The 12,335-nt window shown below is 63.3% G+C and carries 8 protein-coding genes; 6 read left to right on the forward strand and 2 right to left on the reverse strand.

All coding sequences use genetic code 11. From position 1 onward, the window contains the following. Positions 1-209 precede the first annotated feature (209 nt). Both CAF90_RS25335 and gshB read right to left on the reverse strand, forming a co-directional pair. Positions 210-1,109 carry an energy transducer TonB gene (locus CAF90_RS25335; RefSeq protein WP_085608861.1) on the reverse strand — a complete coding sequence of 300 codons (900 nt, stop codon included), beginning with the start codon at positions 1,107-1,109 and terminating at the stop codon, positions 210-212. Between the two features lie 107 nt (positions 1,110-1,216). Further along, positions 1,217-2,167 (reverse strand): glutathione synthase, encoded by a 951-nt coding sequence (gene gshB / locus CAF90_RS25340; RefSeq protein ID WP_007953331.1) that lies wholly within the window; start codon positions 2,165-2,167, stop codon positions 1,217-1,219. A 224-nt stretch (positions 2,168-2,391) separates the two neighbouring features. On the opposite strand from gshB, the gene pilG reads away from it, so the two are divergent. The 6 genes from pilG to CAF90_RS25370 are packed head-to-tail and all read left to right on the forward strand — an operon-like array spanning position 2,392 to position 12,260. After that, a complete protein-coding gene (gene pilG, locus CAF90_RS25345; protein WP_007953330.1) occupies positions 2,392-2,796 on the forward strand; it encodes a twitching motility response regulator PilG in 405 nt (134 codons plus the stop codon). 60 nt (positions 2,797-2,856) lie between these two features. Continuing rightward, positions 2,857-3,222: a twitching motility response regulator PilH gene (gene pilH / locus CAF90_RS25350; protein ID WP_007953328.1), complete on the forward strand. Its 366-nt coding sequence runs from the start codon at positions 2,857-2,859 to the stop codon at positions 3,220-3,222. 10 nt (positions 3,223-3,232) lie between these two features. Then, a complete protein-coding gene (locus CAF90_RS25355; RefSeq protein ID WP_007953327.1) occupies positions 3,233-3,772 on the forward strand; it encodes a chemotaxis protein CheW in 540 nt (179 codons plus the stop codon). 13 nt (positions 3,773-3,785) lie between these two features. Beyond that, positions 3,786-5,846 carry a methyl-accepting chemotaxis protein gene (locus CAF90_RS25360; protein WP_085608862.1) on the forward strand — a complete coding sequence of 687 codons (2,061 nt, stop codon included), beginning with the start codon at positions 3,786-3,788 and terminating at the stop codon, positions 5,844-5,846. A 35-nt stretch (positions 5,847-5,881) separates the two neighbouring features. After that, positions 5,882-11,797: an Hpt domain-containing protein gene (locus CAF90_RS25365; protein WP_085608863.1), complete on the forward strand. Its 5,916-nt coding sequence runs from the start codon at positions 5,882-5,884 to the stop codon at positions 11,795-11,797. Continuing rightward, a complete protein-coding gene (locus CAF90_RS25370) occupies positions 11,790-12,260 on the forward strand; it encodes a chemotaxis protein CheW (RefSeq protein ID WP_085608864.1) in 471 nt (156 codons plus the stop codon). Before CAF90_RS25365 ends, CAF90_RS25370 begins: the two co-directional genes overlap by 8 nt. The last annotated feature ends 75 nt before the right edge of the window (positions 12,261-12,335 follow it).

Here is a 12,335-nt window from a genome sequence, read left to right on the forward strand (position 1 = left end):
AGAAAGGGCGGGACGAGAAGTCTCCCACGGTCCGTACTGGCTAGAGTCGGAATCGAGCTTTTAGTCCCGCCCACCCCTTCAAGTCTAAACATACAAGCGGGCTAGCTCCGGGCGGCGATCCGACGAAGGCGTCAGGTCAGGCAACCTATATGGTGCATGGGCCGACCTCTTCGCGAGCAAGCCCGCTCCCACAGGGGGTCTGCGGTGTGTCAGTTGCTCGAGAGCTTGTCACCGCGGGCGAATTTCCAGGTGCGGATGATTTCCAGACGGTCGATGTCCGACAGGTCCCCGGTAAACGGTGCAAACGGTGCCGCCAGACGCACGATCCGCTGCGCCGCCTGATCCAGCAGTGGCTGGCCGGAAGACTCCAGCACCAGCACTTCATACAGCGAGCCGTCGCGGTTGATCGACACCATCAGGCGCAGATTGCCGTAGATCTGCTTGCGCCGGGCTTCGTCGGGGTAATTGAGGTTGCCGATGCGCTCGACCTTCTTGCGCCACTCGTCCTTGTACCAGGCGCCCTTGTCGCGCATGGTCGAGGCGGCGCTGAGGCGGTGGATGCGCGGGCGCTTGGCGTACAGCTGTTGTTCGTTGGCCAGTTCGGCTTCAAGGCTGGCGATGTCGCTGGAGAGCTGCGAGCTGTCGAAGGTCGGGGCGTCGACCGTCGGTTTGGTCTCGTTCTTGGCTTCTTCTTTCTTGGTCGGCGCCTTTTTCGGTTTCGGCGCGACGGTGGTCACGGCCGCCTTGGGCGCCGCTTCCTGCACTTCCGGCTTGGCGGCCGGCGGCGGGGTGACTTTCTTGACCTGATTGTCCTGGAACGGCGCGACTTCGGTGGTCTTGGGGATCGCCTTCTTGTCGAGGGTGCCGCTGCCTTCCTGGTTTTCCTGGGCGAGGAAATCGGCCTTCGCCGGCTTCTTTTCGCTCTTGAAGGTGGCGAGGGTGATTTCCAGGGTTTTGCTGATCTGCTTGGGCTCGACCATGGTGAAACCCACGCCGAGCAGCAGCGCCAGATGGATCAGCGCTGCGAGAAACAGGGTAAATCCGAGGCGATCGACCGGGCGCACGCCTTTATGGGCGAGTTCAGCGGGCAGATCGGACGGAAGTGTCATGACAAGAAAACCAACATCGCGTTTTTCACAGGCCGCGCATGATAACGCAATGTTGGTTTCACGCCTTTAGCTTCAAGCATCAAGCGACAGGCTGCATGTGATGCACATCAAGCTTGCAGCTTTTTCTCGATGGCATCCATCAGCAGGCCGCCGATGTCGGTGCCGAAGGCATTGTCGATTTCGCGGATGCAGGTCGGGCTGGTGACGTTGATTTCGGTCAGGTGCTCGCCGATCACGTCCAGGCCGACGAACAGCAGGCCTTTTTCGCGCAAGGTCGGGCCAACCTGGGCGGCGATCCAGCGATCCTTGTCGGTCAGCGGGCGAGCTTCGCCACGGCCGCCGGCCGCGAGGTTGCCACGGGTTTCGCCTTGGGCCGGAATCCGCGCCAGGCAGTAATCCACCGGCTCGCCGTCGATCATCAGGATGCGCTTGTCGCCGTCCTTGATCGCTGGCAGGTAGGCCTGCCCCATGATCTGCTGGGCACCGAGGGCGGTCAGGGTTTCCAGGATCACCGACAGGTTCGGATCGCCGGCGCGGTGACGGAAAATCGAGGTGCCGCCCATGCCGTCCAGCGGCTTGAGGATCACGTCGCCATGTTTAGCGGCGAATTCACGCAGCACGTCGGCGCGGCGGCTGACCACGGTCGGCGGCGTGCACTGCGGGAACAGCGTGGCGAACAGCTTTTCGTTGCAGTCGCGCAGGCTCTGCGGCTTGTTGACCACCAGCACCCCGGCGGACTCGGCCTGTTCGAGCAGGTAGGTGGAGTAGACGAACTCCATGTCGAACGGCGGATCCTTGCGCATCAGGATCACGTTCAGGTCGCTCAGCAGCGAATCCTGTTCGGTGCCCAGTTCGAACCATTTTTCCGGGTTGGCGAAGACTTTCAGCGGCTTCATCCGCGCCCGTGCCTGGCCTTCACCCTGATAAAGGTCTTTCTGTTCCATATAGAACAGTTCCCAGCCGCGCTTCTGCGCCGCCAGCAGCATGGCCAGCGAGCTATCCTTTTTATAGGAAATGCTGGCGATAGGGTCCATGACAATCCCGACGCGAACGCTCATTGGGTTTTCCTCGAAAATTGGCTACCGGATCGGTATGAAAAAAGTGCCGCCAGAGTGGCGCCGGGCGGGTTTTCGGTCAAGGAAAAACCCGTCGATAGATTGCGTCTGGAGACTGTGCTAAAAAGGCTCCCAGCCGTGCTGGCCCTTGAGCATCAAGGGTTTCCAGCCATCAGTCATCGCAAAACGGACAAATTGATTCGCAAAGGCGACGGTAGAGCCCCCTTATGGAACAGCAGTCCAGCGCCTTGAAGGTCATGGTGATCGACGACTCGAAAACGATTCGTCGCACCGCCGAGACCCTGTTGAAAAATGCAGGGTGCGAAGTCATCACCGCGATCGACGGTTTTGACGCCCTGGCGAAGATCGCCGACCACCACCCCGGGATCATCTTTGTCGACATCATGATGCCGCGTCTGGATGGTTATCAGACCTGCGCTTTAATCAAGAACAACAATGCGTTCAAGGGCACGCCGGTGATCATGCTGTCGTCCCGGGACGGGCTGTTCGACAAGGCCAAGGGGCGGATTGTCGGTTCCGATCAATTTTTGACCAAACCTTTCAGCAAGGAAGAACTGCTCGACGCGATTTCGGCCCATGTTCCGGGCTTCGCTGCCGCTTTGCCGCAGTAAGACACGCACAGAGACGCTCGGCCAGCGGGCCCGGTGTCGACAAGAAAAATGGGGAAGACCATGGCACGTATCCTGATCGTCGATGATTCGCCGACCGAAATGTACAAACTCACCGGCATGCTGGAAAAACACGGGCACGAAGTGCTGAAAGCCGAAAACGGCGCCGACGGCGTGGCCCTGGCCCGCCAGGAAAAACCCGACGCGGTGCTGATGGACATCGTCATGCCCGGCCTCAACGGCTTCCAGGCCACCCGTCAGTTGACCAAGGATGCGGAAACCAGCCACATCCCGGTGATCATCATCACCACCAAGGATCAGGAAACCGACAAGGTCTGGGGCACCCGCCAGGGCGCCAAGGACTACCTGACCAAACCGGTCGACGAAGACACGCTGATCAAGACCCTGAACAACGTGCTGGCCGGTTGATCGCGCCGCCATGAGCGAATCGCTGACCGCGTTCGAGCTGTTGTGGCAGATCGACCAGCGCTGTCGCCTGCTGGCGGCGGACCTGCCGTCGCAACCGGCGCGCCAGGATCGCTGGAGCGGCATCGGCTTTCGTCTGGGCGAGCACTGGTACGTCACGCCGATGGGCGAAGTCAGCGAAGTGCTGCCCGAACTGCGCGTCACCCAGTTGCCGGGCGTCAAGCCGTGGGTCAAGGGTGTGGCCAATCTGCGCGGGCGGCTGTTGCCGGTCATGGATCTGTGCGGCTTTTTCGGCCATGAGCTGTCACCGATGCGCAAACAGCGGCGGGTATTGGTGGTAGAGCATCAGGACGTGTTTGCCGGATTGCTGGTCGATGAAGTCTTCGGCTTGCAGCACTTCGAGCAGGACAGCTTCGAATCCGTCTCGATCAGTAAACGGCAAGGCTCCAAGGGCGAGTTCATCAAGGGTTATTTCCGGCGCGAGCAGAACTGGCGGGTGTTCAGCCTGTTTGCGCTGGCGCAGTCACCGAGTTTCATGCACGTCGCGGTTTAACAGGCGAGGACCGATGATCAAAGCAAAAACAGGCAAGCCCGCAGAAGGCTCGCGCAGCCGCTCGCAGATCATCGTGCTGTTCATCGCACTGATCGTGTTCATCATGCTGCTGTTCGCCAACTTCGCTTACCTCAACACCCAGGCCAACTACGACAAGCAGTACATCGGCCACGCCGGCGAGCTGCGGGTGCTGTCGCAGCGGATCGCCAAGAACGCCACCGAAGCCGCCGCCGGCAAGGCCGCCGCGTTCAAACTGTTGAGCGATGCGCGCAACGACTTCGCCCAGCGCTGGGGTTACCTCAAGAAAGGTGACCCGGCCACCGGCCTGCCGCCGGCGCCGTCCACCGTGCGCCCGGAAATGCGCGCCGTGCAGCTGGACTGGGAACGCCTGCTGAAAAACACCGACGCGATTCTCTCCAGCGAACAGACCGTGCTGTCCCTGCATCAGGTGGCCGCGACCCTGGCCGAAACCGTGCCGCAGTTGCAGATCGAATACGAAAAGGTCGTGGAGATTCTCCTGCAACGCGGTGCGCCGGCGGCGCAGGTGGCGATGGCCCAGCGTCAGTCGCTGCTGGCCGAGCGGATTCTCGGCGCGGTGAACACCGTGCTCTCGGGCGATGAAAACTCCCAGCAGGCCGCCGACGCCTTCGGTCGCGATGCCGCACGCTTCGGCCAGGTGCTCAACGGCATGTTGCAAGGCAACCCGGCGCTGAAAGTCAGCCAGGTCGAAGACCGCGACGCCCGTGCGCGTCTGAGCGAAATTTCCGAACTGTTCCAGTTCGTCTCAGGTTCCGTGGATGAAATCCTCGAAACCTCGCCTGAGCTGTTCAAGGTCCGTGAGTCGGCCACCAATATCTTCAGCCTGTCGCAGACCCTGCTTGACGAAGCCTCGCACCTGGCCAGCCGTTTCGAAAACCTCGCCGGCGGGCGCAATACCGACACCATTGGCGGTTATGTGCTGGGCCTGTTGGCGCTGGCTTCGATCATCCTGATCGGCATGGTCATGGTCCGGGAAACCAACCGTCAGTTGCGCGAAACCGCAGAGAAGAACGAGCGCAACCAGAACGCGATCATGCGCCTGCTCGACGAGATCGAAGACCTCGCCGACGGCGACCTGACCGTGACCGCCTCGGTGACCGAAGACTTCACCGGGACCATCGCCGACTCGATCAACTATTCCGTCGACCAACTGCGCGATCTGGTCGCCACCATCAACCTCACCGCCGGCCAGGTCGCCGCTGCGGTGCAGGAAACCCAGGCCACCGCCATGCATCTGGCCCAGGCCTCGGAGCATCAGGCCCAGCAGATTTCCGAAGCCTCGACCGCGATCAGCGACATGGCCCAGTCCATCGATCAGGTGTCGGCCAACGCTGCCGAATCTTCCGCGGTGGCCGAGCGGTCGGTGGAGATCGCCAACAAGGGCAACGAGGTGGTGCACAACACCATCCACGGCATGGACAACATTCGCGAACAGATCCAGGACACCGCCAAGCGCATCAAGCGTCTGGGCGAGTCGTCCCAGGAAATCGGCGACATCGTCAGCCTGATCGATGACATTGCCGACCAGACCAACATCCTCGCCCTCAACGCGGCAATTCAGGCGTCGATGGCCGGTGATGCCGGGCGCGGTTTTGCCGTGGTGGCCGATGAAGTGCAGCGGTTGGCCGAGCGTTCGTCCGCCGCGACCCGGCAGATCGAAACGCTGGTGCGGGCGATCCAGACCGACACCAACGAAGCCGTGATTTCCATGGAGCAGACCACCACCGAAGTGGTGCGCGGCGCGCGGCTGGCGCAGGATGCCGGTGTGGCCCTGGAAGAAATCGAAGGCGTGTCCAAGACCCTTGCGGCGCTGATCCAGAGCATTTCCAACGCGGCGCAGCAGCAGACGTCTTCGGCCGGGCAGATTTCCCTGACGATGAACGTGATCCAGCAGATCACCTCGCAGACCTCGTCCGGCTCCACGGCCACCGCCGAGAGCATCGGCAACCTGGCGAAAATGGCCAGCCAGTTGCGTCGCTCGGTGTCCGGGTTCACCTTGCCGGCGGCGCCTGCGCCCGTCGCGGACAAGGCGTGAGGCCTGCGGGCGAGTCCATGTCGAGCGGAGTGGTTATGGGTGACCGGCACGACTACGTGGCCCTCGAATGGGTCAAGGGTGAAATAGCCGAGACGCTGAGGCAGGCGCATCAGGCCATCGAAGCCGTGCTCGACGATCCGCAGTCGGTGCCCGGGCTGGACGAATGCCTGGCCTGCATCCATCAGGTGCACGGCAGCCTGCAGATGGTCGAGTTCTACGGCGCGGCATTGCTCGCCGAAGAAATGGAACACCTGGTCGAAGCGTTGCAGAACGACCGCGTCAGCCACCGCGACGAAGCGCTGCACTTGCTGTTGCAGGCGCTGGGTCAGTTGCCGATCTACCTCGACCGCGTGCAGGGCGCCCGCCGTGATCTGCCGCTGGTGGTGCTGCCGCTGATCAACGACTTGCGCAGCGCCCGGGGCGAAAGCCTGTTGTCGGAAACCAGCCTGTTCAGCCCGCAGTTGCCCGAACTGGCGCCGTTGGGCGAGGAAACCCTGGCGCTGCTGGAACCGGCGGAGCTGCCGAACGTGCTGCGCAAATTGCGCCAGATGCTGCAAATGGCGCTGGTCGGATTGCTCCGCGAGCAGGACGACCAGACGCACCTCGGTTATCTGGCCAAAGTCTTTACCAGGCTTGAAGCACTCAGCGGTAACTCGCCGCTGAGCCCGTTGTGGCAGGTCGCCTCGGCGTTGGTCGAGGGCATGCGCGAAGGGCGGATCGCCAACAGCCCGGCCCTGCGCAGTCTGTTCAAGGACGCCGACAAGGAACTCAAGCGCCTGCTCGAACAGGGCATGCCCGGCCTCAACCAGCCGCCACCGCCTGAACTGCTGAAAAGCCTGCTGTTTTATATCGCCAAAGCCGAACATCCCACCGGGCAGATGCTGACCATGAAAGATCGCTACTCCCTGGACGACGCGCTGCCCGACAGCGCGATGGTCGACGAAGAACGCGCGCGCCTGGCCGGCCCCGATCGCGATGCCATGCGCTCAGTGCTCGCGGCGCTGTGCGAAGAACTGGTGCGGGTCAAGGAACGCCTCGACCTGTTCGTGCGCAGCGATCGCCAGCACGCCTCGGATCTGGACAGCCTGCTGGCGCCGCTGCGGCAGATCGCCGACACCCTGGCGGTGCTCGGTTTCGGCCAGCCACGCAAGGTGATCATCGATCAACTGGCGGTGGTGCTCAGCCTTGCGCAGGGTCAGCGTGAGCCGAGCGACGCCACGCTGATGGACGTCGCCGGCGCCTTGCTCTACGTCGAAGCGACGCTGGCCGGGATGGTCGGCACGGTGGAACCGGAAAGCCCCGAGGACTCGCGCCTGCCGACCACCGACCTGACGCAGATTCATCAGATCGTGATCAAGGAAGCGCGCATCTGCTTGCAACAGGCCAAGGACATGATCGTCGACTACATCGACGCCGACTGGGATCGCCAGCAACTGCAAAGCCTGCCGGCGCTGCTGACCCAGGTGCGCGGCGCGCTGGCGATGATCCCGCTGGCGCGTGCGGCAAGCCTGCTCGAAGCCTGCAACGGATTTATCCGCGAGCATCTGTTGCTCGACCTCCACGAGCCGGGTTGGCAGCAACTCGACAGCCTCGCCGACGCCATCACCAGCCTCGAGTATTACCTCGAACGCCTGACCGACGACCCGCAGGCACCGAGCGAACACTTGCTGGATATCGCGCAGAAAAGCCTCGCCAGTCTCGGTTTCTTTCCTGACGAACAGCCCGGCGAGCCGCATGTGCCGGTGCTCGACGACGTGCTCAGCCCCAGCGAAGCGCTGGTGATGCAGGATTTGCAGGAACTGGACGACCCGCAGATCGTGCAGTCGTTGGCCGAAGTGCTGGCCAGCCCGGTGTCGGCGGTCAACCCGCCGGCCTTGACCACGCCGGGCAGCCTGCTGCCGCCACCGGCCGATGAAGAACCGGTGGATGACGAGCTGCGCGAAGTGTTCCTCGAAGAGACCGGGGAAGTGCTCGAAGTACTAAGCGAATACCTGCCGCGCTGGTCTGCCGAGCCCGATGACCGCGCCGCCCTGAGTGAACTGCGCCGCGCCTTCCACACCCTCAAGGGCAGCGGCCGGATGGTGCGCGCGCTGGTCCTCGGCGAGCTGGCCTGGGCAGTAGAAAACCTGCTCAACCGCGTGCTGGAACACAGCGTCGAACCCGGCCCGGCGGTGCGCCAGTTGCTGGCCGACACCCTGCTGCTGTTGCCGGATCTGATCGCCGAATTCGCCACCAACGGCCAGCGCCAACGCCACGATGTCGATCAACTGGCGGCTCGCGCCCATGCGCTGGCCAAGGGCGACACGCCGCTGCCGGCCGAAGACGTGGAAGACGTCGCGGCTCTCGATCCGCTGTTGCTGGAGATTTTCCGCAACGAAGCCGAGACCCACCTCGCCAGTCTCAACCGTTTTCTCGATCAGGCCGCCGAGCATGTGCCGTTGCAGGCCAGCGACGAGTTGCAGCGCGCGCTGCACACGCTCAAGGGCAGCGCATCGATGGCGGGGGTTTCGCCGATTGCCGAACTGGCGGCGCCGCTCGACAAACTCGCCCGGGAATTCAAGGCCCATCAACTGGCGCTGGACCTCGACGAAGTGGAACTGCTGCTGGAGGCCGAGGGCCTGTTCCGCGTCGGTCTGCGTCAGCTCAAACACGATCCGCTGGCGCCGATTGTCGGCGCGCAGTCGCTGATCAAACGTACTGAAACCCTGCTCGGCGAGCGCCTGGAATCGATCCTCCAAGCCCCCAGCAGCGCGTTGCGGGTCAAGCGCGATCCGCAACTGATCAACAACTTCCTGGCCCAGGGCATGGACATCCTGCTCGACGCCGAAAACCTCTTGCAGCGCTGGCAGCAGCACCCCGGCGAACGTCAGGAACTCAGCGCGCTGCTGGATGAGCTGACCACCCTGGGCGAAGGCGCACACCTGGCAGATCTGCTGCCGGTGGATGTGCTGTGCGAAGCCTTGCTCGACCTGTACGGCGCCGTCGAAGAAAGCAGCCTGGCGGTCAGCGAGCGGTTTTTCCATGAAGCGCAGCAGGCCCACGAAGCGTTGATCAACATGCTCGACGAACTGGCCGCCGGCCAGGAAATCACCCCGCAACCGCAACGCATCCGCGCCTTGCACGAACTGCTCGACGAAAGCCTCGATCCGTCGGCCATGGGCCTGATCCGCAGCGACGGCAGCCGCACCCTGAGCATCCGCGAACTGGGCAGCGCCACCGCCGAACTGCAACAACACAGCGTCGACAGCGGGCCGGACGACGAGATCGTCGAGATATTCCTCGAAGAGGCGGTGGACATTCTCGACAGCGCCGGCCAAGCCTTGCAGCGCTGGCTGAAGGATCCGGAAAACGGCGCACCGCTGTCGTCGCTGCAACGGGATTTGCACACGCTCAAGGGCGGCGCGCGGATGGCCGAGGTGGCAGCGGTCGGCGATCTGGCCCATGAGTTGGAAGGCCTTTACGAAGGGCTGGTGGATCGTCGTTACAGCCACAGCGAAGCCCTCGACCGATTGCTACGCCAGAGCCACGAGCGTCTGGCACAGTTTCTCGAACATTTGCACCGGCACCAGCCGCTGGATCCGGCGCAGGATCTGATCGAGGCGATCCGCCGGTTCCGTCAGGGCTCGGCCGCCAATCCTGAAACGCCGCCAACCAGTGTCGCGCAGGACGGCCCGGGGCACGATCCAGAGCTGCTGGAAATCTTCCTCGAAGAAGGTTTCGACATCATCGAAAACTCCGGTGCCGCGCTGCTGCGCTGGCAGGCCGAGCCCGGCAATCGCCAGGAAGTGGAAACCCTGCTGCGTGACCTGCATACCCTCAAGGGCGGCGCGCGGATGGTGGAAATCGGCCCGATTGGCGACCTCGCCCACGAGCTGGAATACCTTTACGAAAGCTTGTCCGCCGGCACCCTGCAAGGCAGCGCCGAACTGTTCGCGCTGTTGCAGCGCGGCCAGGACCGCTTGGCGCAGATGCTCGACGCGGTGCGCGCCGGCCAGCCGTGCCCACCGGCAGACCGGTTGATCAGCGCGATCCAGAATTTCAGCCATCCGCTGGTCGTGCAAACCCCGGCGCCCGTGCCGCCGGTGGCGGTCAAGGTCGAGCCTGCTGCCCCGGCGCCCGAGGCCGGGGCAGACATGGTCAAGGTCTCCGCCGAGTTGCTGGATGACCTGGTCAATCTCGCCGGCGAAACCTCGATTTTCCGTGGGCGTATCGAACAGCAAGTCAGCGATGCGCAGACCGCCCTGCACGAGATGGAAACCACCATCGAGCGGATGCGCGACCAGTTGCGCCGGCTCGACACCGAAACTCAGGGACGGATCCTCAGCCGTCAGCAAGTGGACGCCGAACGCCTCGGCTACGAAGATTTCGACCCGCTGGAAATGGACCGCCATTCGCAGTTGCAGCAGTTGTCACGGGCGCTGTTCGAATCCGCTTCCGACTTGCTGGATCTGAAGGAAACCCTCGACCGGCGTACCCACGACGCCGAGAACCTGTTGCAGCAGCAGGGGCGGATCAACACCGAATTGCAGGAAGGCCTGATGCGCACGCGCATGGTGCCGTTCGAGCGCATGTTGCCGCGTTTGAAACGCATCGTCCGGCAGGTCGCCGAAGAGTTGGGCAAGGACGTGGCATTCAGCGTCGGCAACGCCGAAGGCGAGATGGACCGCAACGTCCTCGAACGCATGGCCGCACCGCTGGAACACATGCTGCGCAATGCCGTCGACCATGGTCTGGAGTCCGCCGAAGTCCGGCTGGCGGCGGGCAAACCGGCGCAGGGGCAGATCAGCCTCGACCTGTCCCGCGAGGGCGGCGACATCGTGTTCGACATCCGCGACGATGGCGCCGGCGTGCCGCTGGATGCCGTGCGGCGCAAGGCGATCAAGCGCGGTCTGCTGGCGCCGGACGCCGACATCAGCGACCGCGAGGTGTTGCAGTTCATCCTCCAGCCAGGCTTTTCCACGGCCGAGAAAATCACCCAGATTTCCGGGCGCGGCGTGGGCATGGACGTGGTGCACGAAGAAGTCCGGCAACTGGGCGGCACCATGAGCATCGATTCGGTGCCGGGGCAGGGCGTGCACTTCCGGATTCGCTTGCCGTTCACCGTGTCGGTCAACCGTGCGCTGATGGTGCAGTGCGGCGAGGATCAGTACGCGATTCCGTTGAACACCATCGACGGCATCGTCCGTGTGCTGCCGAACGAACTGGACGGGCATTTCCGTCTCGATCCGCCGAGTTATCAGTACGGCGGCCAGCGTTATGAGCTGTGCTACCTCGGCGAGTTGTTGAAAACCGCGCCACGGCCAAAACTGTCCGGCCAGAGCCTGCCGGTGCCGGTCTTGCTGGTGCAGTGCAATGACCGGCACATCGCGGTGCAGGTCGACACGATGGCCGGCACCCGCGAAATCGTAGTCAAGAGCCTCGGCCCGCAGTTCGCGTCGGTGCAGGGGGTGTCCGGAGCGACGATTCTCGGCGATGGCCGGGTGGTGCTGATTCTCGACCTGCTGGCGCCGATCCGCGCGATGCAGGCGCGGTTGCCGCAGCGTCCGGCCGGCCATGAAATCGAGAGCGAACCGCACAAGCCGTTGCTGGTGATGGTGGTCGACGACTCGGTGACGGTGCGCAAGGTTACCAGCCGTCTGCTCGAACGCCACGGCATGAACGTGCTGACCGCCAAGGACGGGGTCGATGCGATGTTGCTGCTGGAAGAACACATGCCGGACCTGATGCTGCTCGACATCGAAATGCCGCGCATGGACGGCTTCGAAGTGGCGACCCAGGTACGCCACGACGAACGCCTGCAACACCTGCCGATCATCATGATCACCTCGCGCACCGGCCAGAAACACCGCGACCGCGCAATGGCCATCGGCGTCAACGACTACCTCGGCAAGCCGTACCAGGAATCGGTGCTGCTCGAAAGCATCGCCCTGTGGAGCAAAAAACATGCATGAACGCCAGCACAATCAACGCGCCAGTCAGCTCACCGGGCTGCTGCTGCCGCTGGCGGATCGCAACCTGATCCTGCCCAACGTCGCCGTCGCCGAGCTGATCGACTACCAGTCGAGCGCCTTCGATCTCGACACGCCGCCGTGGTATCTCGGTCGGGTGACCTGGCGCGAACGGCAGATTCCGCTTCTGAGTTTCGAGTCGGCGTGCGGCAACAAGATCGTCATCGGCGAACGGGCACGGATCGTCATCCTCAACGCCCTCGGCGGGCGGCCGGAATTGAAGTTCATCGCACTGCTGGTTCAGGGGATTCCGCGCTCGTACAAGCTCGACAGCCAGTTGAGTTATGTCGACGTGCCGCTGTGTGCGCTGGAGCAGGCGGCGGTGCAGGTGGGGGAGCAGGTGGCGAAGGTGCCGGATTTGTTGGCGCTGGAAACATTGTTGGTGGATGCGGGGCTTGTCCACTGATCGTTACGCTCACCGTAACGGTTCGCCACTGCGCTTGATTGATGCCCCTCGATCACACTCCTAAGGTAGCTCCAC

It is taken from the genome of Pseudomonas sp. B37(2017), from assembly GCF_002112885.1.
GTDB classification, from domain to species: domain Bacteria; phylum Pseudomonadota; class Gammaproteobacteria; order Pseudomonadales; family Pseudomonadaceae; genus Aquipseudomonas; species Aquipseudomonas paraglycinae.